Below are 26,519 nucleotides of genomic sequence, written 5' to 3'. Positions count from 1 at the left end.
CGGGGTCGCTACAGGGGCGAGGAGCCGTCGTCGATGTCGCCGTCCGGACCCGTGGGCGGCGGGGTGCCGCCGGACGGAGGCGTCGGGCCGGTGGCCGGGGCGGCGGGGCCGGTCTCCGCGGCGGGCTCCCCAGAAGACTCCCCGGCGGGGCCGGTGGTGTCAGGGGACGCCTGCGACAGCAGCCGCTCCAGGCGGGCGGCCGTCAGCCGGAGGAACTTGCGGTGCTCCCGGTTGCGGTCCAGCACCGCCACCTCGAGCTGCGCCATCGGCGGCCGCTCGCCCCCCGGCTCGGTCAGCGCCGCCATCGCGACCTCCAGCGCGTCGGCCAGCGGCATGCCCTCGCGGTAACGCTCCTTCAGCCGCGTCGACACCGCCTCCGCCTGCCCGCCCATCGCGGCGAAGCCGTGCTCGTCGAACACCGAGCCGTCGAACGTCAGCCGGTAGATCGCGTCACCGTCGGCGGCGTCGCCCACCTCGGCCACCACGACCTCCACCTCGAGCGACTTGATCGACTCGGTGAAGATGCGGCCCAAATTGGAGGCGTACAGGTTGGCCAGGCCGCGGCCGGTCACGTCGGAGCGGTCGTAGGTGTAGCCGTTGATGTCGGCGTAACGGATGCCGCCGAGCCGCAGCTCCTCGAACTCGTTGTAACGGCCCACCGCCGCGAAGCCGATGCGGTCGTAGATCTCGCTGATCTTGTGCAGCGCCCGCGACGGGTTGGGCGCCACGAACAGGATGCCGTCCTCGTACTGCAGCACGACGACGCTGCGGCCCCGCGCGATGCCCTTGCGCGCGTAATCCGCCTTGTCCCGCATGATCTGCTCAGGGGACGCATATCCGAAAGGCATGGACACCGTGATGGTCCTTTCTAGCGCAGCGGGGCGATGGGGCCGTCAGGAGAGATCAGCCGGGCCTCGAGCATCTGCTCGACGTAACCCGACACCTGCTCATCCGTCAGCCGGCGGAAGCCGTCGGCGTCGATCACCGACACGATCGGCCAGATCTTGCGCGTCACGTCCGGCCCGCCGGTCGCCGAGTCGTCGTCGGCCGCGTCGTACAGCGCCTGGATCAGCGTCATCACCATGTCGTCGGCCGAGGCCCCGTCGCGGTAGAGCTTCTTCAGCGAACCGCGCGCGAAGATCGAACCCGACCCGATCGCGTCGAACCGCTCACGCTCGTACGGGCCGCCCGCCACGTCGTAACTGAAGATCCGCCCCTCGTCGCGGTCGGGATCGTAGGCCGCGAACAGCGGCACCACCACCAGCCCCTGCATCGCCATGCCGAGGTTGCCGCGGATCATCGTGGCCAGGCGGTTGGCCTTGCCCGCCACCGAAAGGGTGCGGCCCTCCATCTTCTCGTAGTGCTCCAGCTCCACGCGGTAGAGACGGGCCATCTCGATGCCGGTGCTGGCCGTGCCCGCGATGCCCATGCAGGAGTAGTCGTCGGCCCGGAAAACCTTCTCCACGTCACGCTGGGAAATGATGTTGCCGGAGGTCGCCCGGCGGTCACCCGCCATCACCACGCCGCCCGCGAAGGTCGCGGCGACGATCGTGGTCGCGTGGGGAACCTGGTCACCGATCGGGGTGGCGAGGACCTTGTCACGCTGCGGCAGGATGTCAGGCGCGTACCCCGCGACGAACTCCGTGAACGAGGAACTCCCGGTGTTGTGGAAAAGGTGGTTCACCAAGCCGGCGGGCAGATCCCTGTGCGATGCCACGCGACTCCCTCCCAAAGGTCAGTGTTCCTAGAGCGACCCTACTCATGTTGTGTTGCTGTCTGCACTTCCCACGATCAGCTCACGGCGAACCGGTCACCAGATCGTTTCTTTACACTCGCCAGAGCACCGGCTCCTCCTCCCCGACGCGGCGGCCGCCACCGGGCCCGAAACGGGCGTCAGCCCTCTGAGCGGGACATACTTACAGCATGTCCACCGTGCCCACCGACTCGACGGGATCCACCGGATCCGGCCGGGACTGGATCCTGCACGTGGACCTCGACCAGTTCATCGCCGCCGTGGAGCTGCTGCGCCACCCCGAGCTGCGCGGCCGGCCCGTCGTCGTGGGCGGCTCCGGCGACCCCACGCAGCCGCGCACCGTGGCCGCCACCGCCACCTACGAGGCCCGCGCGTACGGCGTCCACTCGGGCATGCCGCTGCGCACCGCGCTCAGACGCTGCCCCGACGCCGTCTTCCTGCCCGCCGACCGGCCCGCCTACGAGGCCGCCTCCGAGCGGGTCATGGCCACGCTGCGCGGCCTCCCCATCCGCCTGGAGGTCTGGGGATGGGACGAGGCGTTCGCCGGCGCCCGGACCGACGACCCCGAGGCCCTGGCCGCCGAGCTCCAGCGGGCCGTCCTCACCGCCACGGAGCTGACCTGCTCGGTCGGCATCGGCGACAACAAGCACCAGGCCAAGCTGGCCTCCGCCTTCGCCAAGCCCGCCGGGATCTTCCGGCTCACCACCGACACCTGGCGGGAGGTCATGGACGACCGGCCCACGGACGCCCTCTGGGGCATCGGGGCCCGCACCGCCGGGAAGCTCGCGGACCTGGGCCTGCACACGGTCGCCCAGCTCGCCGCCGCCGACCCCGCCGAGCTGGCCCGCCGCTTCGGGCCCACCAACGGCCCCTGGTACCGCTACCTCGCCCTCGGCCACGGCGAGTCGGAGATCGTCACCACCCCGTGGGTGCCGCGCGGTCACAGCCGCGAGACCACCTTCCCCCACGACCTCACCGACGCGTCCGACATCGCCGCGCACGTCGCCACCCTCGCCGGACAGGTCGCCTCGGACGCGGCCGCCGAGAACCGAGCCGCCGTCCGCGTCTCCGTCAAGGTGCGATTCGCCCCGTTCCTCACCCGCACACGCCAGACGAAACTCGCGGCACCCACCACGGACCCCGCCGAGCTGACCCGCGTCGCCCTCGCCGTCCTCGGCCGGTTCGACCTCACCCGCCCCGTCCGCCTGCTCGGCGTCGGCATCGAGTACGCCCCACCCGACGGCGAACAGGCCCCCTACACCCTCACCACCCTGGAATAGAACTCCGACCAGGCATCCTCATCCACCTGCTCCAGCCGCGCGAACTCCTCAGGCGACAGCTCCACCTCGGCGTAGCACTCAGCCTCCTCGGGCGTGGCCGCCTCCACGTAAGCCAGAGCCCGCCGCACCACCCCGGCGTCGTCCCGGAACTGCCCGATCCCTGTATTGCACGGCAGGCAGAGCGCGAAGCGGACATCACCCGTACGGTGACAATGATCGACATGCTCCGGCGGGCGGTCCCAGCACACCACGCACAGCCCGAACTGGTCGGCGATCATCCGCTCGACGTCCTCGTGCCGCATCCCGTAACGCTGCGACAGGTGGTACGACCTCGTCCGGGCCACCACCCCGCCCGGCCGCGCCTGCGGCGGCACCACGAACTCGGGCCGAAACCCCCATCCATCGAGATAGAAGGCGGCCAGCTCCAGCAGCACGGTGTTGTCGCCGAAGTGCCCCAGTCCGTTGTTGCAGTTGAAGCACAACACGCCGCGCACCCGCCCGCTGCTGTGGCAGTGGTCGACGAACGTGCCCGGTACGGCACGGCAGATGGCGCACAGACCGCCCTGTTCCGCCAGCATGCGGTCGAAGTCGTCCTCGGTGATGCCGTAGCGGTACTTGAGCTTGTAGTTCCGGTCGCTGCCGTGGTTCTTGACCCTGTTGTCGAGCGTCACCCGAGCATGACACGGCTTGCAGTACGCGGTCAGCCCATCCTTGCTGGATCGGTTACTGCCGAACTCGGCATGTGCCTTGATCTCTTCGCACCTCGGACAGTACTTGTGGCCGGGGGGCGGCTCCACCCGCTCACGCACGACCTTGCCCTGTTCGGCCTTGCGCTTGCGGTAGCTCCGGGTGGAGCGGACCTGGAAGCAGGGCTTGCAGTAGCGCGCACGGCCATCGGCCATGCGCTTGTTGAGCCCGAACTCGGAGAGCGTCTTGGCCTCCCCGCAGTCCGGGCACCGCTTCAAGCCCTCATCGCTTCCCATACTCTTGCCCTACTTTGCCTGTCCGTTTCGCCCTACTCTCCGCCCTTTTGCACGTAAGAGCGCACGAACTCCTCTGCGTTCTCTTCGAGAACTTCGTCGATTTCGTCCAGGATGGCGTCGACGTCGTCCGTCAGCTTCTCCTGGCGCTCCTGGACGTCGGGCGCCGCCGACGCCTCGGTCTCCTCGACCTCGCCCTCACGCCGGCCGGCCTGCTTCTGACCTCCGGAGTCCCTGTTCGCCATGTCGTACCTCCACTCGGGGGACTGCCTCTTGAGGCATATCTTCCCCGAACCGGGCGACATTTCGCGCCGAAGGACCGGCGATCTTGCCGGTTTGTCTGGATAGCTGTACTATCCAATACGCCCCAGACGCTCTGCCAGGAGGTTTCCCGTGTCCCCCGCGTCCCTGACCATGGCCGGTGTGCTGCTCATCACCGTGCCGACGATCGCCTTCGGCGGCGTCACCCTGCTGAAGTTCCTCATGCGCGGCGTGCCGGGCTACGTCGACAACCCCGTGCGGCGCGGCCTGTGGCGGGCCGGGCACGCCCACGCCGGCGTGCTGGTGCTGTTCAGCCTGGTGGCCATGCTCTACGTGGACCAGACGGGCCTGCCGGAGGGCCTGAAGTGGCTGGTGCGGGTGCTGATCGTGGCCGCGCCCATCCTGATGCCCCTGGGCTTCTTCCTGTCGGTGATCAGGCCGGGCGACACGAAGCCGAGCCGCCTGATCGGGCTGACCGTCGCGGGGGGCGCCTGTCTGGCCGTGGGCGCGCTGTCGCTGGGTGCGGGCCTGCTGATCTGAGCGGCCGCCTTTACGTCGTAGATCAAAGAACGGCGTCCCGGACGAGGGCCGGGACGCCGTAGAAGTGCCGGTGGGAGGGTCAGTCGCCGCCGGTGAGGGCGGCGACCAGGTCGGCCGCGGTGCGGCAGCGGTCGAACAGCTCGCCCACGTGCGCCTTGGTGCCGCGCAACGGCTCCAGGGTGGGGACGCGCTGCAGGGACTCGCGGCCGGGGATGTCGAAGATGACGGAGTCCCAGGAGGCCGCGGCGACCGACTCGCTGTACTGGCGGAGGCAGCGTCCGCGGAAGTAGGCCCGGGTGTCGGTCGGCGGGTTCTCCACGGCGCGCTGGACCTCGTCCTCGGTGACGAGGCGCTGGATGCGCCCGCGCGCGACGAGGCGGTTGTAGAGGCCGCGGTCGGGCCGGATGTCGGAGTACTGGAGGTCGACGAGCTGGAGCCTGGAGTGGGACCAGGGCAGGTTGTCGCGGGTGCGGTAGCCCTCCAGCAGCTCCAGCTTGGCGACCCAGTCGAGCTCGCGGGACAGCTGCATGGGGTCCTCGGCCAGGCGGGTGAGGACGGACTCCCAGCGGTCCAGGATGTCCTTGTTCATCTCGTCCTGGGCGGTGCCGCGCTCCTCGACGTACTTGCGGGCCTGGTCGAGGTACTCCATCTGCAGCTGGACCGCGGTGAGCCGGCGACCGTCGCGCATGGAGATCTCGTAGCGGCAGGTCGGGTCGTGGGAGACGGCGCGCAGCGCCTGGACCGGGTTGTCGACGGCCAGGTCGCGGGTGATGAAGCCGTCCTCGATCATGGCGAGGACGAGCGCGGTGGTGCCGAGCTTCAGGTACGTCGAGATCTCGGACATGTTGGCGTCGCCGATGATGACGTGCAGCCGCCGGTACTTCTCCGGGTCGGCGTGGGGCTCGTCGCGGGTGTTGATGATGGGGCGTTTGAGCGTGGTCTCCAGCCCGACCTCGACCTCGAAGAAGTCGGCGCGCTGGCTGATCTGGAAGCCCTCGCCGCGGGAGTCCTGGCCGATGCCGACCTTCCCGGCTCCGACGACCACCTGACGGCTGACGAAGAAGGGGGTGAGGTGGCGGACGATGTCGGCGAAGGGGGTGGAGCGCCGCATGAGGTAGTTCTCGTGGCAGCCGTACGAGGCGCCCTTGGCGTCGGTGTTGTTCTTGTAGAGCTGGATAGGCGCGTTGGACGGGATGGCGGAGGCGCGCTGCGCCGCGTCGTACATGACCCGCTCGCCCGCTTTGTCCCAGAGGACGGCGGCGCGGGGGTTGGTGCACTCGGGCGTGGAGTACTCGGGGTGGGCGTGGTCGACGTAGAGGCGGGCGCCGTTGGTGAGGATGACGTTGGCCAGTCCGAGGTCCTCGTCGGTGAGCTGGCTGGGGTCGGCGACCTCTCTGGCGAGGTCGAACCCGCGGGCGTCGCGGAGGGGGTTCTCCTCCTCGAAGTCCCAGCGGGCCCTGCGTGCGCGGGCCGCCGAGGCCGCCAGATAGGCGTTGACCACCTGCGAGGAGGTCACCATCGCGTTGGCGCCCGGCTGACCTGGTACGGAGATGCCGTACTCGGTCTCGATGCCCATCACCCGACGCACCGTCATGCAGCACCCTCTGTTCGTCCGGATCTGCCTATCCGCCGTTTATATGCCCGAGCCTATGCCCTTCACAGTGCCCCAGGGTCACAGAGTTATGGCACCGACGCCTTTTCCACCTGTACGGCCGGGGCGGGTCGGGCCGGTGAGTGGCGGCGTGGCTTGAGCAGACGCTGGATCGGGCGTTCGGCAAAGGTGTAGACGAGATACGACAGGAGGATCGCCGCGAGCGCGGTCACGGTCGCGGTGAGCCATGGGGGCAGGCTGCCGGTCAGGCGCGGGACGAGGGCGACCGCGACGGCGGAGTGGAGCAGGTACAGCGGGTAGGTGGTCGCGCCGAGCGCGGTGAGGACCTTGGACGGCTTGAGCCGGAGGAGGCCGAGGGCGACGAGCGCCATCAGGGCGAAGACGAGGGTGATGGTGACGATCACGGAGACGTCGGTCACCGGCATGTTCTTGAATCCGGCGACCTTGATGCGGCCGTGGACGCGTTCGAGGGCGGAGTGGAGGGACATGGCCCATCCGGCGACGACGTAGAGCCAGGGTAACCAGGCGCTGCCGCGCTTGTGGATGAGGTAGAGGGCCATGCCGGCGACGAAGTAGGGGGCGTAGCGGGGCATGACGAACTCGTTGAGGAGGTCGTTGCCGAGCAGTTCGGCGCCGAGGGCCGCGGCGAGCCAGACGCCGCCGAGGACGAGCACCCGCCCGTAGGTCACGCCGATGATGACGAGGATCGCCATGATCAGGTAGAAGCGGAGTTCGGCCCAGAGCGACCAGTAGACGCCGGCGGCGTCGGTGACGCCGAACAGCCGTTGGAGCATGGTGGCGTTCACGGCGTACTCACCGGGGGTGAGCTTGGGGTCCAGCGCCTTGGCGCCGGTGAGGCCGTACAGGGCCGCGACGGCCGCCAGGCTCAGCCAGTACGCCGGGTAGAGGCGGACGAGCCGGGAGCGGGCGAACGCGCCCAGGGAGCGGCCCCAGGCGCTCATGAGGATGACGAAGCCGCTGATGACGAAGAACAGCTCGACGCCGAGGATGCCGAGCCCGGCCAGGGGCGCGACGGCGGGGAACAGCTCGGCGGGCCGGTCGCCCCACACGGAGGCGTAGGCGACGAGGTAGTGGAAGGCGAGCACGGCCAGGGCGGCGGCGAAGCGCAGCAGGTCGAGCTCGGCCAGCCGGCCGTCCCCCCGGGCATGGCGCGGCCGGTTGCTGAGATGCACGACCCTTGGACGTCACGTCGATCACTTCGGTTCCCGCAGTAACAGCTTTCACAGCGCGGTGGGCGGGGCGGGAATGCGAGAGGGCCGCGCGGGTGAACCGCGCGGCCCTCTTCGAGGTGACGGGACGCGACTACAGGTACTGGCCGGTGTTGGCGACGGTGTCGATGGACCGGCCGGCTTCGGCGCCCTGCTTGCCGGAGACGAGCGTGCGGATGTAGACGATCCGCTCGCCCTTCTTGCCGGAGATGCGGGCCCAGTCGTCGGGGTTGGTGGTGTTGGGCAGGTCCTCGTTCTCGGAGAACTCGTCCACGCAGGCCGTGAGCAGGTGCTGCACCCGCAGGCCCTTCTGGCCGCTTTCGAGGAACTGCTTGATGGCCATCTTCTTGCCCCGGTCGACGATGTTCTGGATCATCGCTCCGGAGTTGAAGTCCTTGAAGTACAGGACCTCCTTGTCGCCGTTGGCGTAGGTCACCTCGAGGAAGCGGTTCTCCTCGCTCTCGGTGTACATGCGCTCGACGACGCTCTGGATCATGCCGTGGATGGTCGCCTCACGGGAGCCGCCGTGCTCGGAGAGGTCCTCCGGGTGGAGCGGCAGGCCGGCCACGAGGTACTTGGAGAAGATGTCCTTGGCCGCCTCGGCGTCCGGCCGCTCGATCTTGATCTTGACGTCCAGGCGGCCGGGCCGCAGGATCGCCGGGTCGATCATGTCCTCGCGGTTGGAGGCGCCGATGACGATGACGTTCTCCAGGCCCTCGACGCCGTCGATCTCCGACAGCAGCTGAGGGACGATGGTGTTCTCCACGTCGGAGGACACGCCCGATCCGCGGGTGCGGAAGATCGAGTCCATCTCGTCGAAGAACACGATGACCGGGGTGCCCTCGGAGGCCTTCTCGCGGGCCCGCTGGAAGACCAGGCGGATGTGCCGCTCGGTCTCGCCGACGTACTTGTTGAGCAGCTCGGGGCCCTTGATGTTGAGGAAGAAGCTCTTGCCGGACTGGCCGGTCTTCTCCGCGACCTGCTTGGCCAGGGAGTTGGCGACCGCCTTGGCGATGAGCGTCTTGCCGCAGCCGGGAGGGCCGTAGAGCAGCACGCCCTTGGGCGGGCGCAGCTGGTGCTCGCGGAACAGGTCGGCGTGCAGGTAGGGCAGCTCGATGGCGTCACGGATCTGCTCGATCTGCCGGGACAGTCCGCCGATCTCCTCGTAGGAGATGTCGGGGACCTCCTCCAGCACGAGCTCCTCCACCTCGGACTTGGGGATGCGCTCGTAGACGTAACCCGAGCGGGGCTCCAGCAGGAGCGAGTCACCGGCTCTGATGGGCTGGCCCACCAGCGAGTCGGCGAGGCGGACGACGCGCTCCTCGTCGGCGTGCGAGATGACGAGGGCGCGCCTGCCCTCGTCGAGGAGCTCCTTGAGCATGACGATCTCGCCGACCTCTTCGTAGCCGAGGGCTTCGACCACGTTGAGGGCCTCGTTGAGCATGACCTCCTGGCCACGCTTCAGCGAGTCGACGTCGACGGCCGGGCTGACGTTCACCCGCAGCTTGCGGCCGCCGGTGAACACCTCGATCGTGCCGTCTTCTCTGGCCTCCAGGAAGGTGCCGAAACCGGATGGCGGCTGCGCCAGCCGGTCGACCTCCTCCTTGAGGGCGACGATCTGGTCCCTGGCCTCCTTCAACGTGGCGACCAGGCGCTCGTTCTGGCCGGTGACGGCCGCGAGGTTCGCCTGTGCCTCGTGGAGGCGCTCTTCGAGGACTCTGGCCTGACGGGGTGACTCGGCCAGCTTCCGCCTCAGCGCGGTGATCTCCTCTTGGAGGAAGGAGACCTGTGTTGAAAGATCAGCGACCTCCCGTTCGCGCTGCGCGGCTCGAGCCTCTGCATCATCGCGAGCTGCCACGCCCCGTCACCTCCTTCCCAGTCGAGGGCGACTACTTAGGACCTTACCTATCTCGGGCCCCTCCGTAACCTGGCCGGGCAGTGTTCGTAGAGTGACATTCAGTGTTCGGTGAATAATCCTCTGTCGTGCGTTTAATCCTGCCAGCGCGGGAACCCGGCGGCTTGTTCCCGTCTCACGCACCAAAGCATCCCCGTGGCCGAATTGTCATAGTTCCTCGGTGGTTCCCTTCGGTCGTCGGCGACGTGGCGGGGGTGTCACGCCGTCCGCCATGCGGCGGGCGGTGACGAGGAAACCCGTGTGCCCGATCATCCGGTGATCGGGCCGTACGGCGAGTCCTTCGACATGCCAGTCGCGAACCAGGGTCTCCCACGCATGGGGCTCCGTGAAACTCCCGTGATCGCGAATGACCTCGACGGTCTTGGACATCTGCGTCGTCGTGGCCACGTAGCAGCAGATCACTCCCCCGGGCGTCAGCGCCTTGGCGGCGGCGTCCACGCACTCCCACGGGGCCAGCATGTCGAGGATCACGCGGTCCACGTCGACCTCGTCGATCGAGGCCACGAGGTCGCCGACGACCAGCCGCCAGTTGGCCAGCGGCCCGTCCTCCTCGGTGCCGAAGAACTTCTCCACGTTGCCGCGGGCCACGTCGGCGAACTCCTGGCGCCGCTCGTACGAGGTGACGTGCCCCTCGGGGCCGACGGCCCGCAGCAGGAAGCAGGTCAGCGCGCCCGACCCCACGCCGGCCTCGATGACGCGGGCGCCGGGGAAGACGTCGGCCATGCCGACGATCATCGAGGCGTCCTTGGGGTAGATCACGGCGGCGCCGCGCGGCATCGCCAGGGTGTAGTCCTGCAGCAGGTGCCGGAACGCGAGGTACTGGGTGCCGCCGGAGGAGCGCACCACGGAGCCCTCCGGCTGCCCGATCAGCTCGCTGTGGGGGATGGCGCCCTTGTGCGTGTGGAAGACGCCGTCCTGCTTGAGCGTGATCGTGTGGCGCTTGTTCTTGGGGTCGGTGAGCTGCACCTGATCCCCCACCTGGAACGGCCCATGCCTGCGGAAACCCATGGCGGCAAGGTTATAGGGCTTTCGACCGGCCTCTGACGCGCGATATGTATGGGTCATGCTCCCTCGTGCCGTCCTGTCCACCGGTTCCCTCGTCCTGCGCGCCCCCGCGGAGAGCGACGTGGAGGGGATGACCGCCACGGGCGCCGATCCCGTGGCGGCGAGGTTCCTGACCTCGCTGCCGTCGCCGTACACCGAGCGGGACGCCCGCGAGCACCTGGCCGTGGCCGCGCGCAGGTGGGAGGAGGGCGGCGCCGAGTTCACCATCGCGCAGAACGGCGCCTACGCCGGGGGGTTGCGCGTCTCGGCGCCCGACCCGTGGGGGGCGGTCGAGATCGGCTACCTGGTCGCGCCGTGGGCCCGCGGCAAGGGCGTGGCCACGGCGGCCGTGCGGGCGGTGACCGAGTGGCTGTTCGACCAGGGCGTCCACCGGGTCGAGCTGCGGGTCGCGGCCGAGAACGTGGCGTCACTGCGGGTGGCGCTGAAGGCCGGCTTCCGCGAGGAGGGCCGCCGCCGCGACGCCCGGGAGACGCGCGACGGGCGGCTGACGGACGACGTCCTGTTCGGGCGGCTCGCCCTCGACGCGGGCGAGGAGGCGCCGCCGTACCTCCCGCTGCTGGAGGGCGGCGAGCTGACGGACGGCGTGGTACGGCTCGTGCCCATCGAGCCCGGCGACACCGAGGACTTCCACCGGATGATGGCCCAGCCCAGTGTGGCGGCCTACGCGATGGGGCCGGCGGCCACGCTGGAGGAGATCGAGCGGCGCTGCCGCAACACCGGCTACTGGTGGGTGACGGCCCAGCGGGCGGAGCTCGCGATCCGCGACGCGGAGTCGGGGGCGTTCGCCGGGCACGTGCAGCTCGCGCACGTGGTGCCGGTCCTGGGGCAGGCCATGGTGGGTTACTCCCTGCTGGAGGAGTTCCGGGGCAGGGGCTTCATGACGCGGACGGTGCGGCTGCTCGTGGACTGGGCGTTCGCGAACACGCCGCTGCACCGGATCACGGCGGGCACGAACGAGCGCAACAGGGCGTCGCACGCGGTGCTCGAGCGGGCGGGGTTCACGCGGGAGTGCGTCCACCGGGAGCTGTTCCCGGCGGCGGACGGCACGCGGGCCGACGACGTCCAGTGGGTACGCCTGCGGTCCCGCTAGCCTGGGCACGCTCCCACATCTGGGCAGAAATCAGACTTTCCCGTTCGGGTCTGGCCAAGCGGCGCGGCGCGGTGAATACTCCGGGTCACCGCACCGGAGACGCGTGCGAAGAGGGCACGCGGTCTCTCCCCCCTCCGCGGAGGGATACACCTCGATGCCTGGCAACCGCGCTCATGTCGTCGTGCACGAACTCATCCGCTCCTTCTCCTGCCCGGACGCGGCGGCGCTGGCCGACCTGCTGGCCCGCGCCGCGGCCGACGTCTCCGGAACGGGGTACGCCGGTCTCGTCCGGGTGGACCCGCTGCGGGAGGCCGCCCGGGTCGTCCACCTGCACGCTCCCCCGGGCGATCCGCTGGGGGTACGGCCCTGGCTGGCCGAGCCGGGCGTGCTCAAGCTCCTGACCCTCTCGGCGGGGCAGGTGCGCCTGCCCCGGGACGCCACGGTGGGCGAGCCGGGATTCCTGGCCACGCCCGTGCCCCTGGCCGCCCGCGAGCAGCTGCACCTCTGGGTGGCCGGGCGGGACTTCGGGGACCACGACGAGCACCTGCTCAGCCGGCTCGCCACGGCCGGAGGACGGGCTCTGGAGGCGGCCAGCGGCCTGGAGGCGGCCGCCCGGCTCCTGCGCGGGGTGCACGCCTTCGGCGAGGGCCGTCCGGCGCCCACGCGGTGACGGGGGCGCCGGACGGTCACGCGGAGCGTCAGCCCCGGTGGGGCTCGAAGCGCATCGTGCGGGACACGCCGACCCGGACCGTCGTGCCCGGGGCGATCGTGACCGGCTCGTTGGGCGGGATGTCGTAGAAGTTGGGATCGCCCGGCGGCTGGATCTGGGTGCCGTTGACCGAGCCGAGGTCGACCAGGTTGACGTCCCAGCCGTCGAGCGCCACCCGCAGGTGGCGGCGCGAGACCGAGCCGTCGGGGCTGGTGACCTTGGCGGGACGGGCGGAGCCGCCGGCCACCTCGGGGGCGCGCTCGGGGTCGCGGCCCAGGAGGTAGTCGGTCTCCAGCGGCAGCGTGGTGCCGTCGTCCAGGACGAGGACGCCGAGCGACGGGCGGGGGCCCTTGTACGGGACGAGGGTGCGCTGCACCAGGGCGATGCCGCAGACCGCGCAGTACGGCGAGCGGGGGTCGTTGAAGTGGTCGTTCTTGCAGTCGACGCCGTAGACGAGCGGGCGGTCGCCGTGCTCGGGCTGCTCCTGCGCGTGCTGACCCGCCTGGCCCTGTGCCTGGCCCTGACCCTGGCCCGGCTGTCCCTGACCCTGCTGCTCGAACGGGCCCGGCTGGTCGAAGGAGCCCTGCTGGTCGAAGGGGCCCGGCTGGTCGAAGGGTTCGGACGGCGGTCCGGAGGGCTGGGCGGGCTCGAAGTAGTCGGGCACCGCCGACAGGTGCGCGCCTGGCTGCTGCTCGTACGGCTCGGGCTGCCCCGGCTGGTCGTAGGGGTCGCCGGCGCCGTTGGGGGTGTGGACGGGCTCGTCGTAGCTCGGGTAGCCGGACTGCGGCTGCTCGTGCGGCGGCTGGAACGGCGAGGCCGGCGACTGCTCGGCCGGCGACGGCGGGTAGCCCGCACCGCCCGCGGACGCTCCGGCGCCGGAGGGCTCCGGCGGCGCGGACGCCGGCGAGTGCGCGGCCGGGGCTGCCTGCGGGCCCGACGGCGGTGCCGGCTGGTAGGAGGGCGCCTGCTGCGCGGGGGCCGGCGGCTGGTCGCCCGACATGGGGTAGGGCGGCATGTTGACCGGGGCGCGCTCGGGCGCCGGCGGCTGGACGAGGTCGGGCTCCATGTACAGGCCCGTGTTGGGCAGCTCGCTGGTGAGCGGCCCGGACGGGGCGGGCGCGGCCTGGTCGCCGAAGTCGCCCGCCAGGCCGCCGCCGTGGACCACGCCGCCGTCGAAGCGGACCGCGGGGTGCGGGGTGCCGGCGCCGGGCAGGGTCAGCTCGACCCGCTCGACCGGGCCGCCGATGAGCCGGTCGGCCCAGGTCAGCGAGTCGCTGCCGGCCAGCCTGGTCTGGCCGTCCGCGGTGGTGATGACGGCCGCGGCCGAGCCGCTGACCAGCACGGCGACGCCGCCGTCGCTGACCGGTCCGGCCACCGCGCAGGTGGCGGGATCGCCCGTCATGTTGGCGGCGAGCACCTGGGCCGCGCGCCTGGCGAGGGCCCGGCCGTCGCCGCCGGAGGCGGCCGTCGAGCGCAACGCCTCGAGCAGGTCGCCGGCCGCGCTCTCGCCCGCGTCGCAGGCGAGCAGCAGCCCGCCGAGGTAGGCGACGAGGCCGTCCCCGGGAAGCGGACGCACCACGCCGAAGCCCTGGTCGGTCATGAGCCCTCCTTCACGCCGACGGTGCTGCGCTCGCGCTCAACGGTGCCCTCGCTGCGCTCGGTCACTCAACTCTCCTCCCCGGAAGCCGGCGACATCACGGCGCCCGCACTGCATTACGGCACCCGCACTGCCGTGCCGGCCACCAGCCCTTACGCGTCCCAGTGGCGGGGCGGCGCCGCGGCGGGGCGGTGCCGATCCGCCGGATCGTCGGATCGTCGGGCCGCGGCGAACCCCTCCGGTCTGTGAGTTCGGCCAAACGGAACACTATCGGCCAGCCGTCGCATCCTCGAATCGCCGGGGTGGGATCGGGCCGGCACGCATCCGGCCTGATCACCAGTTACGACACTAGCCGGGGGCTGCCCGTTATTCGAGTGGGACAAATCAGACGCTCGGGCGGGGACACGGGTCGCGGGGGCGGTCAGACGCCGGCGAAGACGCGGTTGACGTCGGCCGTGGCGAGCACGCCGTAGATCTCGCCGGTCCGCTCCACCAGGAGGTACTCCGCCGCGGGGGTCTCCCGCATGGCGTCGATGAGGGGCTCGCCGGTCAGGTCGGCGGCGAGCACCATGGACGGCTCCAGCGACTTGGCCAGGGACGAGACGCTCACCCACGGGCGACGGTGCTCGGGGGTGGCCTGGACGGCGGCCTCGTTGACGATGGCGACGGGCCGGCCGTCGTGGTCGACGACGACGAGCGCGCCGGCCCGCCGCTCGCCGGCCTGGCGCAGCGCCTCGGCCAGCGGCGTGTCGGAGCTGACGGGGATGGCCCGCCGGGCCAGGGCCCGGGCGTCGACCTGTGGGATGCGGGCGCGGATGCGGGCCATGCGCAGCGACTGCGAGGCGCCCATCCAGATGAACGAGGCCAGCACCAGCGGCCAGATCATGCCCGTGGGATCGACCTTCTGACCGTTCATGGTGACCATGGCCAGCGGCGCGAGGACGAGCAGCACGGCCAGGACGCGGCCGCCCCAGGCGGCGGCGATGGTGCCGGTGCCGGGCCGGTGGGTGAGCTTCCACACCCCGGCGCGCAGCATCCGGCCGCCGTCGAGCGGCAGGCCGGGCAGGAGGTTGAAGACGCCGACGATGAGGTTGGACACCCAGAGCTGCCAGACCAGCTCCTGGGGGATGCCGCCGCCGTTGACGAGGTACAGGTCGGCGAGCAGGCCGGCGCCGCCGAGCACCAGCGAGAGCGCGGGCCCGGCCGCGGCGATCATGAACTCCTTGCCCGGCGTGGGCGGCTCCTTTTCGATCTCGGACACACCGCCGAGCAGGTAGAGCGTGATGCGGCGCACCGGCAGGCCGTAGGCCTTGGCCAGGACGCTGTGGGCCAGCTCGTGCAGCAGGACCGAGACGTACAGCAGGACCGCGAAGACGAAGGCGACGGCGTAGGCGGCGGGGGCGTCGAGCTCGGGCAGCGTGTCGCGCACGCGTTCGCCGTACATCCAGGTGATGAAGGCGGCGATGATGAACCACGTCCAGGAGACGTAGACCGGGATGCCGAACGGCCTCCCCATCCTCAGGCCGGAGAACTCCTGCTGGGGACTCTGCTCGCTCACCGAACTCCTCGCCGTCCGTCATAGGGTGCCGCTGCCTCGATGCTACGCGCCGGACGGGGTGATCCCGTTTCCACGGCCCCGTTCTGTCGGGGGATTGACCTAGAGTGCGGTGCATGACGTTGACCGATCCGGTGATCATCGGAGCTCTCTCCCCGTCCCGGGCGGGCGACTTCATGACGTGTCCCCTTCTCTACCGGTTCCGGGTGATCGACCAGTTGCCGGAGCGGCCGTCACAGGCGGCGGTGCGCGGCACGGTGGTCCACGCGGTGCTGGAGCGGCTCTACGACCTGCCCGCGCCCGGCCGCTCGGTCCGGGCGGCTCTGGAGCTGCTGGAGCCCCAGTGGCGGCGGTTGCTCGACGAGGAGCCCCAGTACGCGGAGATGTTCGCCGACGATGCCGAGCAGGCCGCGTGGCTGGCGCAGGCGCGGGGCATGCTGGAGCGCTACTTCACCCTGGAGGACCCGACCCGGCTGGAGCCGGCCGAGCGCGAGCTGTACGTCGAGGCGGTGCTGGAGGGCGGGCTGATGCTGCGCGGCTACGTCGACCGGCTCGACGTCGCGCCGAGCGGCGAGGTGCGGGTGGTCGACTACAAGACGGGCAGCGCGCCGGGGCCCGACTTCGAGGCCAAGGCGCTGTTCCAGATGAAGTTCTACGCGCTGGTGCTGTGGCGGCTGCGCGGCGAGGTGCCGAGGCTGCTCCAGCTCGTCTACCTGGGCGGCGGCGGCGAGGTGCTGCGGTACGCGCCCGACGAGGCCGACCTGCTGGCCACCGAGCGCAAGGTGCGGGCGCTGTGGGCGGCGATCGAGCGGGCGCTGCGGTCGGGCGAGTGGCGGGCGCGGCGCGGCCGGCTGTGCGACTGGTGCGATCACCAGGCGCTGTGCCCGGAGTTCGGCGGGACCCCGCCGCCGGTGCCCGCCCGCCAGCCGGGCGACACGGTGCGCCGCAACCGCCGGGCGGCGACCGACGAGCTCTAGCGGGACCTGGTCACCGGAGCGGGGCCGCCGTGCTCTGGCGGGACCTGACCGCCGGAGCACGGCCGCCGGAGCAGGGCCGCCGGGCCTGGCCTGCCGCCGGGCCCTGGCCGCTCTCGGCCCGCCGGCGGCTCACGGGGGCCCACGGGGGCCCTCTGGTGGGAGGTCCGGTTCCTCCCCTGGGAGGAGGTCCGCTGGGCCGCCCGGGCCTACAGTGGCAGGCGCCCGCCCCCGTGGTGGGCCGGAGCGGCGACCTCACGCGGGGAGGGTCGAGCGTGTCCCAGGGGTTCGCGCCCCGCCACCATCCCCGGAGGCGTCCTGGGAGCCTGTGGTGAGAGTGTGGGGCGGGGCGGGGCGGGGCGGGCGGGTGCTGGTCCGGGACACCCTGCCGGCCGTGCTCGTGGCGGGGGCGTCGGTGGTGCTGTTCAGCGTCCACGGTCGTGGGCAGCTCGGCGGGCAGGGCGTCCCGGTCGAGGGGCTGCGGGAGCCGGACGCGCTCGGGGTGGCGCTCCTGCTGCTGGCGTGCGTGCCCGTCGCGGTGCGCAGGCGATGGCCGCTGACCGGCCTGTGCGCGGCCCTGCTGCCCGAGACGGCCTTGGAGGGACTCGGGTACGGCACGGGACTGACGGGCGTCGCCGGCCTGGTGATGCTGTACTCGGTGGCCGCCTACCGGGGTCTGGCGGTGGCGCTGGGGGGCCTGGCCCTGTCCGTGGTGCTGTACACGGCGTCGGTGGCGGCGGGGGCGGGCCCCCCGGCGGCCTGGAGCGGCCACCTGGTGATGATCGTGGCGCTGGTGGCGGGGTGGGGCGTGGGCCGGAGCCTGCGGCTGCGGCGCGCGTACATGGCTGAGCTGAAGGACCGCGCGGCGCGTCTGGAGCGGGCGCGGGCGGCCGACCGGCGGGCGGCCCGCGCCGAGGAGCGGTCCCGGATCGCGCGGGAGCTGCACGACGTGGTGGCGCACCACGTGAGCGTGATGACCGTGCAGGCGTCGGCGGCGCGCCGGGTGCTGGCTTCTGACCCCGAGCTGGCCGGTGAGGCGCTGTCGGCGATCGAGGAGACGGGCCGGATGGCGCTGACCGAGATGCGGAACATCGTCGGGGTGCTGCGGGCGGGCGCGCGGGCGGAGCTGGGGCCGCAGCCGGGCACCCGGGACCTGCCGGCCCTGGTGGAGCAGATGCGGGAGGCGGGGCTGGCGACCGGGCTGACGGTGCAGGGCCCGCCGGGGCCGATCCCCGCCGGTGTGGACCTGGCCGCGTACCGGCTGGTGCAGGAGGGGCTGACGAACGCGCTGCGGCACGCTGGCGCTGGCGCGACGGCGCGGGTGACCGTGCGGCACGAGCCGCACGAGCTGGACGTCCGCGTCGAGGACGACGGGCGCGGCGCGGACGGCGGGTGGGGCGCGGACGGCGGCCGGGGCGCGGACGGGACCGGGCATGGATTGGTGGGGATTCGCGAGCGTGTGGCGCTCTATGGTGGAATTCTCAGCATCGGCCCGAGGCCAGGGGGCGGTTTCGAGGTGCGGGCGAGGTTCCCCCTGAAGGACGGACAATGACGATCAGAGTGCTGCTGGTGGACGACCAGCCGCTGCTGCGCACGGGATTCCGCCTGATCCTCGAGGCCGAGCCGGACATCACGGTCGTGGGGCAGGCCGGTGACGGCAAGGACGCCCAGGACCAGACGCGGGCCCTGCTGCCGGACGTGGTCCTGATGGACATCCGGATGCCGGGGGTCGACGGGATCGAGGCGACCCGGCGGATCGTGCGGGAGGCGGCGCCGGGGGCGCACGTGCCGAAGGTGCTGGTGCTGACCACGTTCGACCTCGACGAGTACATCGTGGAGGCGCTGCGGTCGGGGGCGTCCGGGTTCCTGCTGAAGGACGTGCCGCCGGACGAGCTGGTGCAGGCGATCCGCGTGGTGGCGGCGGGCGAGGCGATCGTCGCGCCGAGCGTGACGCGGCGGCTGCTGGACCGGTTCGCGGCGCGGCTGCCCTCGGCCTACGAGCAGCCCGCCCCGGCGCGGGTGGACCGGCTGACGGAGCGCGAGCTGGAGGTGCTGCGGCTCATCGCCAAGGGCATGTCCAACGCGGAGATCGCGGCCAAGCTCGTGGTGAGCGAGACGACGGTGAAGACGCACGTGGGCAACGTGCTGACGAAGCTCGGGCTGCGCGACCGGGTGCAGGCCGTGGTGCTGGCGTACGAGACCGGGCTGATCACTCCCGGGGCCCTGTCCTAGCGGCGGGCACGACCGCCCGCCCCCGGCAGGTGGGGAGGCGGGCGGGGCTGCCGGGTGTCAGGCCGTGACCGGCTCTTCCTTGCCGGCGGCGGGCACGTCCGGGGCGTTCTCCGGGAAGTGGCAGGCGACGCGGTGCCCGGTGGCCAGCTCCGCCAGCGGCGGCTCGACCTTCTTGCAGATGTCCTGCGCCTTCCAGCAGCGGGTGTGGAAGCGGCAGGCGGGCGGCGGGTTGAGCGGGCTGGGCACGTCGCCGGTCAGGCGGATGCGCTCGCGTCCGGCGCGTCCGCGCGGGTCGGGCACGGGCACGGCCGACATGAGGGCGTTGGTGTACGGGTGCATGGGCGCGGCGTACAGGCTCTTGCGGTCGGCGATCTCGACGATCTTGCCGAGGTACATGACGGCCACGCGGTCGCTGATGTGGCGGACCACCGACAGGTCGTGCGCGATGACCACGTACGTGAGGTCCAGCTCGTTCTGCAGGTCCTCCAGCAGGTTGACGACCTGAGCCTGGATGGACACGTCCAGGGCCGACACCGGCTCGTCGGCGATGATGAGCTTCGGCTTGAGGGCGAGCGTGCGGGCGATGCCGATGCGCTGCCGCTGGCCGCCGGAGAACTCGTGCGGGTAGCGGTTGTAGTGCTCGGGGTTGAGGCCGACGAGTTCGAGGATCTCCTGGACGGCCTTCTTGATGCCGTGGTCGGTCTGGACGCCCTGGATGCGGAACGGGGCGCCGACGATGGCGCCGACCGTGTGGCGGGGGTTCAGCGACGAGTACGGGTCCTGGAAGATCATCTGCATGTCGCGCCGGAGCGGCCGCAGCCTGCCCTGGCTCATGTGCGTGATGTCGCGGCCCTCGAACAGGACCTGGCCGGCCGTGGGCTCCAGCAGCCGGGTCACCAGGCGGCCCGTGGTGGACTTGCCGCAGCCCGACTCCCCCACCAGGCCGAGCGTCTCGCCCTTGTAGACGTCGAAGCTGATGCCGTCGACGGCCTTGACGGCGCCGACCTGCCGCTTGAGCAGGCCCTTGGTGACGGGGAAGTGCTTCTCCATGTCCCGGACGGACAGGAGCGGGTCGCCCTGCCGGGCGGGCTCGGTCGCGGGCGGGGTCTGGGGCTCGCTCACTGGCTCTCCAGCACTGGCTTGATCTCGGTCTCCCACAGGGTGCGCCGCTCGGCCGGGCTCATGTGGCAGCGCACGAGGTGGCCGCCCTCGGTCTCGGCGAGCGCCGGCACCTCCGTGTCGGCCCTGCCGCCGGTCCGCTCCGCGTACGGGCAGCGCGGGTGGAAGGCGCAGCCGGGCGGCACGTTGATGAGCGACGGCGGGCTGCCCTTGATCGGCAGGAGCCGCTCGGTGGGCTCGCGGTCGAGGCGGGGCATGGATCCCAGCAGACCCCAGGTGTAGGGGTGCTCGGGACGGTAGAAGATGTCGTCGGCCGTGCCGTACTCGATGCACTTGCCGCCGTACATGACGAGGATGTCGTCGGACAGCTCGGCGACCACGCCCAGGTCGTGGGTGATGATGATGAGCGCGGAGTCGAACTCGCGCTGCAGGTCCCGCATGAGGTCCAGGATCTGGGCCTGCACGGTGACGTCCAGCGCGGTGGTCGGCTCGTCGGCGATGAGCAGCTCGGGGTCGCACGAGAGCGCCATGGCGATCATGGCGCGCTGGCGCATGCCGCCGGAGAACTCGTGCGGGTAGGCGTCGACCCGGCGGGCCGGCTCGGGGATGCCGACGCGGCCCAGCATGTCCACGGCGTGCTTCCTGGCCACGGACTTGGAGACGTTGTGGTGGATGCGGTACGCCTCGATGATCTGGTCGCCCACGGTGTAGAAGGGGTGCATCGCCGACAGCGGATCCTGGAAGATCATCGCCATCTTCTTGCCGCGCAGGCCGCGCACGTGCTCCTGGGAGGCGCCGACCAGCTCCTCGCCGTCGAGCCAGATCTCGCCGGAGATGTCGGCGCCCCTGCCCTTGTGCAGGCCGAGGATGCCGAGGCTGGTGACGGACTTGCCGGAGCCGGACTCGCCGACGATGCCGAGCGTCTTGCCCCGTTCGAGGCTGAAGGTCAGCCCGTCCACGGACCTGACCAGGCCGTCGTCGGTCGGGAAGTGGATCTTCAGGTCTTTGACATCGAGAAAGGGGGTCACGCCAGCCTCACCCTCGGGTCGACGACCGCGTAGAGCAGGTCCACGATCAGGTTGGCCAGGATGATGAAGGTCGCCGCGAGCAGCGTGACGCCCATCACCTGGGGGAGGTCGTTGTTGCTGATGGCGTCCACGGCGTACTTGCCGATGCCGGGCAGGGAGAACGTGCTCTCGGTCAGCACCGCGCCGCCGAGCAGCAGTCCCAGGTCGAGGCCGAACATCGTGAGCACGGGCGTGAGCGTGGCGCGCAGGCCGTGCTTGAGCACCACGACCCGCTCGGGCAGGCCCTTGGCCCTGGCGGTCCGGATGTAGTCCTCGGACATGGTCTCCAGCATGCCGGCGCGGGTGAGCCGGGCGTAGCCGGCCGCGTACAGGAAGGCCAGCGTGACCCACGGCAGGATCAGGTTGTTGGCCCAGGTGAACGGGTCCTCGGTGAGCGGCACCCAGTCGGCCACGTCGCCGACCAGGCCGAGCTGGTCGCGGAAGATGGCCAGCGAGACGATGCCGGTGAAGAAGATGGGCAGCGACACGCCGGCCAGGGCGATGCCCATGGAGACGCGGTCGAAGAAGCTGCCCCGCTTGAGCGCGGACACCACGCCGGTCGCCACGCCGAAGATGACCCACACGACGGCCGCGCCGAGCGCCAGCGACAGCGTGATCGGCAGCCGGTTGAGCAGGTCGGGCAGGACCGGGTTCTGGGACACGTAGGAGTAGCCCAGGCAGGGGGCCGGGCAGTGCTCGATGCCGGGGCCGTAGTTGCGGTCGACGCCGACGAAGATGCCCTTAACGAACCGGCCGTACTGCACGATGATCGGGTCGTTGAAGCCCAGCCGGATGGCCGTGTCGTGGATGACCTGGGCGTTGGCCGCCTTGCCCACGTACCGGGAGGCGAGGTCGTCAGCGGACATCCCAGCGAGCCGAGGCACGAGGAAGAAGATGGCGAACGTCGCGATGCTCACCACGAAGAGCAGCATGACGGCCGCTACCAACCGTCTGAGAATGTATGTCACCACTGATCTCGGCCACGGGCGGCCGGGCCTTGTGGGCCCGGCCGCCCAAGCCTTCACCTGCTTTCGACGGACGTTCCTGCGGGATTGCCCCGGCCGGGTACTACTGGGTGCTCAGCGTGAGGAACTCGTACATGCCCCAGTTCTGGCTGACGAAGACGTTCTTCAGCGTGGGCGGCCGGTAGAACAGGCCGTGCGCCCACACGTAGGGCAGGATGAACGCCGAGTCCATGACCTGCTTGTCCACCGCGGCCCAGATGGCGCCGCGCTTGGTGGCGTCCGTCTCGGCCGCCGCCTGGTCGATCAGCTCGTCGATCTTGGGGTCCTTCACGCCGAGGTTGGTGTTACCGGCGGGACGGATGACCCGGCTGTCGACGATCTGCTGGAAGAAGCCGAAGCCCTCGGGGTAGTCGGCGCCCCAGCCGTAGACGATGAGGCCCAGGCCGTTCTTCTTGGCGAAGTCGGGCTTGCCGGCGTACAGCTTGAAGTAGTCACCCTGCGGGTAGCCCTTGACGTCCAGCTTGATGCCCACGCGGGCGAGCGACTGCTGCAGCGCCTCGGCGGTCTGCTTCTCGGCGGCGCGCTCGTTGCGGAAGGAGATGGTGGTGCTGAAGCCGTTCGGCTGGCCGCAGGCCGCCAGCTCCTCCTTGGCCTTCTCGACGTTGCCGCCGGGGTTGGCCTCGACGCCGTACGGGTCGATCTTCTGGTAGCCGGTCATCTTCGGCGGCATGAGGCTCAGGGCGACGTCGCCGCCGGCGTCGGGGCCGCCGTAGGCGCCCTGGATGGCCGAGCGGTCGGCCGCGTAGAGGACCGCCTTGCGGCAGTGGATGTTGTCGAACGGCTTGACGTCACCGTTGATGTTGGTGAACCAGGTCCGGTCGATCAGGGCCGAGTCGGCGTACTGCTTGACCTTGTCGTCGGTCAGGACCGTCTTGCGGGCGTTGGCGGCCACGCCGGTGCTGTTGACCTTGACGTCGATCTTGCCGGACAGCAGGCGCTGGTCGAGGTCGTCCTCGTTCTGGCCGAGCAGCACCTCGATGGAGTCGTTGAGCTGCTTGCGGTTCGGGTCGGTCGCCGGGTCCCAGTTCGGGTTCTTCACGAGCTCGATGCGCTTGGTGAGCTCGTGCGACTTGAACATGTACGGGCCCGTCGAGACCGGGTGCTCCTTGTACTTCGAGCCGGTGTCCTTGGCCTCGGGCACGGGGGCCGTCTGCGGGAGCATGGCGAAGTAGTCGAAACCGCCGTACGGCTTCTTCAGGTGGAAGACGACCGTCCGGTCGTCGGGCGTCTCGACGGCCTTGAAGTCGTCGAGCTTGCCCTTCATCTTGTACGGGCCCGTGTAGTCGCCCAGGTCGAGCCAGTCGTTGAAGTAGGTGGGGCCGCTGGGCAGGATGTCCTTGTCCAGCGAGCGGGCCACGGCGTACTTCACGTCCTTGGACGTCACCGGGGTGCCGTCCTCGAACTTGACGCCCTCGCGCAGCTTGTACGTCCAGGTCTTGCCGCCGTCGCTGGGCTTGCCCAGGTCCTCGGCGAGGTCGCCGACGAGCTGCAGGCCCTCCTCGCCCGGCACCGGCTTGAACATGGTCAGCGCGCGCGTGTAGAAGCGGGAGAAGTTCCACGCGTAACCGTAGTACTGGTCGCCCGGGTCCACCGAGTCGAAGTCGCCGGGCATGCCCATCCGGAGCGTGCCGCCGGTCTTCGTCGACGGGTTGACGACCTGCGTCACCGCCGCGTTGTACTGGCTGGCGGGGGCCGCGTCACTGCCGCCGGAGGAGCTCTTGGAGCCACCGCCACCGCCGCCGCACGCGGAGACGACCAGGGCGAGAGCGGCGGTCGTTGCGACCGCCGACGCCGTTGATCTTATCTTCATGGACCTGACACACCCCTTGATCTAGGAGTTCGTAGAACTTTCGGAAAACTCACGAGGTCTATCGCGCCTTGGGGTCGAATGCGTCCCTGAGGCCGTCACCGAGCAGGTTGAACGCCAGCACGGTGACGAAGATCGCGAGACCGGGGAAGAGCATGAAGTTCGGCGCGACGTCGTAGTTGTGCACGGCCTCGGCGAGCATGCCTCCCCACGTCGGGGTCGGCGGCCGCACGCCCACGCCGAGGAAGGACAGCGCGGCCTCGAACAGGATGTTCGAGGGGATCAGCAGCGTCGAGTAGACGAGGATCGGCGCGATCAGGTTGGGCAGGATCTCCTTGAACAGGATCACGTGGTTGCGCGCGCCGAGGCTGCGGGCGGCGTCGACGAACTCGCGTTCGCGCAGCGTGAGGGTCTGTCCGCGGATGATGCGCCCGATGTAGGGCCAGTTGAAGAAGCCGATGATGAACACCAGCAGGCTGATCCTCAGTGTGTCGCCCGACATGCCGAACGCCTTGTCGGGGATCACCCCCGCCAGCGCCAGCGCGAACACCAGCAGCGGGAAGGCCAGGAAGATGTCCATGAGCCGGCTGATGACGGTGTCGATCCAGCCGCCGAAGAATCCGGCGATCATCCCGAACACGGTGCCGAGCACCACGCAGAGCAGGGTCGCGAAGAACGCGATCAGCAGGGAGATGCGGGCTCCGTACAGGATGCGGCTGAACAGGTCGCGGCCCGTGGTCGGCTCGACGCCGAAGAGGAAGTCCCAGCTCATGCCGCCGAACGCGCCGATCGGCGCCTGGATGGCCGGGTCGATCTTCTCCCGGTGCCACTCGGCCGGAGGGTGGCCCAGCCAGGAGACCAGCAGCGGCGCGAAGATCGCGATCAGGATCAGCAGGATGATGACGATGCCGCCCGCCATGGCGACACGATCGCGCTTGAGGCGCATCCACGCGATCTGGCCGAGCGAACGCCCCTGGATGGCCTTGCGGTCCGCGCCGGCCGTGACCGCTTCCGGAGCGGCCTGCGACACGGATTCGGGCACGTCGAGCGGTGCGGTCATGCGCCCTCCCGTTGCGGCGCCGCGGGGCGCGCGAAGGCTCGCGTGACCGAGGAACTGCGCATGCGGTTCATGCCCCCTGGGTTGCAGACGACGACGTCCGTGCCGGACACCGTCCGATCTGGTGGCATCCGTGAGATCAGAGACCGCACGTCACGGCCCCAGGGTGCAGAATCTATGCCTTGAGCTGCGCTGACCAGCCCCCAGGGGCGCTATGTGGCTCAACTGTGACTGACGCGAAACTCATTCGTATTGATCTTGAACGGGATGTCAGGGAGGCATTCCGATTGTGTCGCAGATCTGTGACACAAGCTCGGTCACTTGATGCCGCGGCGCCGGAGGATGTCCTCGATGTCGGAGAAGTCCTCGTCGCTCTTCCGCTTCGGGGGCGCCTCGACCGCAGGCTTGCCCGGCTGCGCGGGCCGCCCTCCGGCGCCCTCCTGGCCGGTCGCGGCCTGCCCCGTCACCTCTTCCCGGCGTGCCTTGCGGCCCTTGCGCGAGCCGCCCTCGCGGGCCAGCACGCGGCCCCGCATCACGCCGGAGACCACGAACAGCACCACGGACAGCCCGGCCACCGCGACACCGGCCCATACCAGCGGGTTGAGCACCAGGCTGGTGACGAACCCGACGACCGTCGCGCCGATCGTCCACAACGCCTGCAACGCGCCGGTCAGGTACGCGGCCACGGGCAGCAGCGCCCACGCCGCCGCGCGCATGCCCGCCGCCGCGCCCCTGCGGCGGAAGGCCAGGAAGCTGAGCACCAGCCCCGCGATGGTCAGTCCTGCGCACAGCGCCATCCACGGGATCTGTTCGAACATTCCGGCCGCCGCCCCTCGTCTCGACTACGCCTTCCATCCTGGCACGCGGACACCGGCCGGGCGCTCCTCCGCGAGGACCACTTCCCCCTTAGGGGAAGGGGCCGGAGATCTCAGGGACACCCCGCGGGGATCTCCCCCGGCGACCGGGGAGGGTCAGGCGGGGACGAGGGCGCGGAGGTCGTCGATCGTGACCGAGGTGAGCGAGGGGACGACCAGGCGGCCCGGGGCGGGCTCGACCGGCAGGACGCTCGGCACCGCCACCACCGCGCAGCCGGCCGCCGTGGCGGCCGCGACGCCCGTGGGAGAGTCCTCCAGCACCACGCAGCGGACCGGCTGCACGCCGAGCAGCCGCGCCGCCGTCAGGTACGGCTCCGGGTCCGGCTTGGTACGGGTCACGTCGTCGGCCGTGACGACCGCGTCGAAGCGCTCGCGGCCCACGCCCTTGAGCACCGCGTCCGCGATGTCCTTCAGCGAGGACGTGACCAGGGCCACCGGGACGCCCTCCGCGCGCAGCCCGTCGAGCAGCTCCGAGGCGCCCGGCATGATCCGCACCCCCTCGGACAGGGCGGCGACCATGCCGTCGACCATCCACTGCCACAGAGTCGCCGCAGGCACGTCCGCGCCCGACACCTGGATCATGTAGTCGACCGTGCGCTGCATGGAGCCGCCCACGAGGTGTGCCTGGTGCTCGGCGGTCCAGACGGCGCCGAGCCGGGCCATCACGCCGGTCTCGATCTCCAGCCACACCTTCTCGGTGTCGACGAGAAGGCCGTCCATGTCGAAGAAGGCGGCTTGCATGCGGCTCCGATCGGTCGCTGACGGGTGCCGGCGGCC

24 protein-coding genes are annotated in these 26,519 nt (G+C 70.8%); 7 read left to right on the top strand and 17 right to left on the bottom strand.

Annotated elements, in window-relative coordinates; translation table 11 throughout:
• Positions 1-8: 8 nt before the first annotated feature.
• On the bottom strand, positions 9-848 hold the full coding sequence (gene prcA / locus MTP10_RS11420) for a proteasome subunit alpha (RefSeq protein ID WP_310709222.1): 840 nt from the start codon (positions 846-848) through the stop codon (positions 9-11).
• A gap of 20 nt (positions 849-868) precedes the next feature.
• Positions 869-1,717 (bottom strand): proteasome subunit beta, encoded by an 849-nt coding sequence (prcB, locus tag MTP10_RS11415; RefSeq protein WP_310709052.1) that lies wholly within the window; start codon positions 1,715-1,717, stop codon positions 869-871.
• Positions 1,718-1,923: 206 nt separating this feature from the next.
• Between prcB and MTP10_RS11410 the strand changes: the two genes are divergently transcribed.
• Positions 1,924-3,033 (top strand): DNA polymerase IV, encoded by a 1,110-nt coding sequence (locus MTP10_RS11410; RefSeq protein ID WP_310709051.1) that lies wholly within the window; start codon positions 1,924-1,926, stop codon positions 3,031-3,033.
• On the opposite strand, the gene MTP10_RS11405 is transcribed toward MTP10_RS11410, so the two are convergent.
• A complete protein-coding gene (locus MTP10_RS11405; protein WP_310709050.1) occupies positions 3,009-4,016 on the bottom strand; it encodes an endonuclease domain-containing protein in 1,008 nt (335 codons plus the stop codon). The genes MTP10_RS11410 and MTP10_RS11405 overlap by 25 nt on opposite strands.
• A 32-nt stretch (positions 4,017-4,048) precedes the next feature.
• Complete coding sequence (locus MTP10_RS11400; RefSeq protein ID WP_310709049.1) at positions 4,049-4,258, bottom strand: ubiquitin-like protein Pup; 210 nt, start codon at positions 4,256-4,258, stop codon at positions 4,049-4,051.
• A gap of 148 nt (positions 4,259-4,406) precedes the next feature.
• Here MTP10_RS11400 and MTP10_RS11395 point away from each other — a divergent pair, with 148 nt between their 5' ends.
• Positions 4,407-4,814: a hypothetical protein gene (locus MTP10_RS11395; protein ID WP_310709048.1), complete on the top strand. Its 408-nt coding sequence runs from the start codon at positions 4,407-4,409 to the stop codon at positions 4,812-4,814.
• A gap of 79 nt (positions 4,815-4,893) precedes the next feature.
• Here MTP10_RS11395 and dop read toward each other — a convergent pair whose 3' ends face one another.
• The 4 genes from dop to MTP10_RS11375 all read right to left on the bottom strand — a co-directional run bounded on the left by dop (position 4,894) and on the right by MTP10_RS11375 (position 10,578).
• Positions 4,894-6,408, bottom strand: coding sequence for a depupylase/deamidase Dop (dop, locus tag MTP10_RS11390; RefSeq protein ID WP_310709047.1), 1,515 nt, complete (start codon positions 6,406-6,408; stop codon positions 4,894-4,896).
• 86 nt (positions 6,409-6,494) lie between these two features.
• Entirely contained in the window at positions 6,495-7,619 is a 1,125-nt protein-coding gene (locus MTP10_RS11385) for an acyltransferase (protein ID WP_310709046.1), read from the bottom strand.
• A 130-nt stretch (positions 7,620-7,749) separates the two neighbouring features.
• Complete coding sequence (gene arc / locus MTP10_RS11380) at positions 7,750-9,513, bottom strand: proteasome ATPase (RefSeq protein WP_310709045.1); 1,764 nt, start codon at positions 9,511-9,513, stop codon at positions 7,750-7,752.
• Positions 9,514-9,717: 204 nt separating this feature from the next.
• Positions 9,718-10,578 (bottom strand): tRNA (adenine-N1)-methyltransferase, encoded by an 861-nt coding sequence (locus MTP10_RS11375; protein ID WP_310709044.1) that lies wholly within the window; start codon positions 10,576-10,578, stop codon positions 9,718-9,720.
• Positions 10,579-10,633: 55 nt separating this feature from the next.
• Between MTP10_RS11375 and MTP10_RS11370 the strand changes: the two genes are divergently transcribed.
• Positions 10,634-11,725, top strand: coding sequence for a GNAT family N-acetyltransferase (locus tag MTP10_RS11370; RefSeq protein WP_310709043.1), 1,092 nt, complete (start codon positions 10,634-10,636; stop codon positions 11,723-11,725).
• A gap of 154 nt (positions 11,726-11,879) precedes the next feature.
• A complete protein-coding gene (locus MTP10_RS11365; protein ID WP_310709042.1) occupies positions 11,880-12,395 on the top strand; it encodes a hypothetical protein in 516 nt (171 codons plus the stop codon).
• 28 nt (positions 12,396-12,423) lie between these two features.
• Here the strand turns inward: MTP10_RS11365 and MTP10_RS11360 are convergent, their stop codons facing one another.
• Positions 12,424-14,034 carry an FHA domain-containing protein gene (locus tag MTP10_RS11360; RefSeq protein WP_310709041.1) on the bottom strand — a complete coding sequence of 537 codons (1,611 nt, stop codon included), beginning with the start codon at positions 14,032-14,034 and terminating at the stop codon, positions 12,424-12,426.
• A gap of 418 nt (positions 14,035-14,452) precedes the next feature.
• Positions 14,453-15,547 (bottom strand): site-2 protease family protein, encoded by a 1,095-nt coding sequence (locus tag MTP10_RS11355; protein WP_397334448.1) that lies wholly within the window; start codon positions 15,545-15,547, stop codon positions 14,453-14,455.
• Between the two features lie 155 nt (positions 15,548-15,702).
• Between MTP10_RS11355 and MTP10_RS11350 the strand changes: the two genes are divergently transcribed.
• The 3 genes from MTP10_RS11350 to MTP10_RS11340 all read left to right on the top strand — a co-directional run bounded on the left by MTP10_RS11350 (position 15,703) and on the right by MTP10_RS11340 (position 18,792).
• A complete protein-coding gene (locus MTP10_RS11350; RefSeq protein WP_310709039.1) occupies positions 15,703-16,563 on the top strand; it encodes a RecB family exonuclease in 861 nt (286 codons plus the stop codon).
• A 328-nt stretch (positions 16,564-16,891) separates the two neighbouring features.
• The gene (locus tag MTP10_RS11345) at positions 16,892-18,112 is read left to right on the top strand and encodes a histidine kinase (RefSeq protein WP_310709038.1); all 1,221 of its coding nucleotides are present in this window, start codon (positions 16,892-16,894) and stop codon (positions 18,110-18,112) included.
• Positions 18,109-18,792 carry a response regulator transcription factor gene (locus MTP10_RS11340; protein WP_310709037.1) on the top strand — a complete coding sequence of 228 codons (684 nt, stop codon included), beginning with the start codon at positions 18,109-18,111 and terminating at the stop codon, positions 18,790-18,792. The genes MTP10_RS11345 and MTP10_RS11340 overlap by 4 nt, the downstream gene beginning before the upstream one ends.
• Before the next feature lie 57 nt (positions 18,793-18,849).
• Here MTP10_RS11340 and MTP10_RS11335 read toward each other — a convergent pair whose 3' ends face one another.
• From MTP10_RS11335 to MTP10_RS11305, 7 genes are all read right to left on the bottom strand, one after another.
• Entirely contained in the window at positions 18,850-19,842 is a 993-nt protein-coding gene (locus tag MTP10_RS11335) for an ABC transporter ATP-binding protein (RefSeq protein WP_397334447.1), read from the bottom strand.
• A 68-nt stretch (positions 19,843-19,910) separates the two neighbouring features.
• Positions 19,911-20,939 carry an ABC transporter ATP-binding protein gene (locus MTP10_RS11330; protein WP_310709035.1) on the bottom strand — a complete coding sequence of 343 codons (1,029 nt, stop codon included), beginning with the start codon at positions 20,937-20,939 and terminating at the stop codon, positions 19,911-19,913.
• Positions 20,936-21,949, bottom strand: a complete 1,014-nt coding sequence (locus MTP10_RS11325) for an ABC transporter permease (RefSeq protein WP_310709034.1) — start codon at positions 21,947-21,949, stop codon at positions 20,936-20,938. The genes MTP10_RS11330 and MTP10_RS11325 overlap by 4 nt, the downstream gene beginning before the upstream one ends.
• Positions 21,950-22,046: 97 nt before the next feature.
• Positions 22,047-23,813 carry an ABC transporter substrate-binding protein gene (locus tag MTP10_RS11320; RefSeq protein WP_310709033.1) on the bottom strand — a complete coding sequence of 589 codons (1,767 nt, stop codon included), beginning with the start codon at positions 23,811-23,813 and terminating at the stop codon, positions 22,047-22,049.
• Positions 23,814-23,871: 58 nt separating this feature from the next.
• On the bottom strand, positions 23,872-24,870 hold the full coding sequence (locus MTP10_RS11315; RefSeq protein WP_310709032.1) for an ABC transporter permease: 999 nt from the start codon (positions 24,868-24,870) through the stop codon (positions 23,872-23,874).
• Positions 24,871-25,184: 314 nt separating this feature from the next.
• Positions 25,185-25,685, bottom strand: coding sequence for a cellulose synthase (locus MTP10_RS11310; protein ID WP_310709031.1), 501 nt, complete (start codon positions 25,683-25,685; stop codon positions 25,185-25,187).
• A 153-nt stretch (positions 25,686-25,838) separates the two neighbouring features.
• A complete protein-coding gene (locus tag MTP10_RS11305) occupies positions 25,839-26,483 on the bottom strand; it encodes an HAD family phosphatase (protein ID WP_310709030.1) in 645 nt (214 codons plus the stop codon).
• Between the last annotated feature and the right edge of the window lie 36 nt (positions 26,484-26,519).

Source organism: Nonomuraea sp. 3-1Str, assembly GCF_031570565.1.
In the GTDB taxonomy this organism is placed as follows: Bacteria; Actinomycetota; Actinomycetes; order Streptosporangiales; family Streptosporangiaceae; genus Nonomuraea.
Note: the sequence above shows the minus strand (reverse complement) of the source record. Positions and strands in the feature narration are given on the sequence as shown.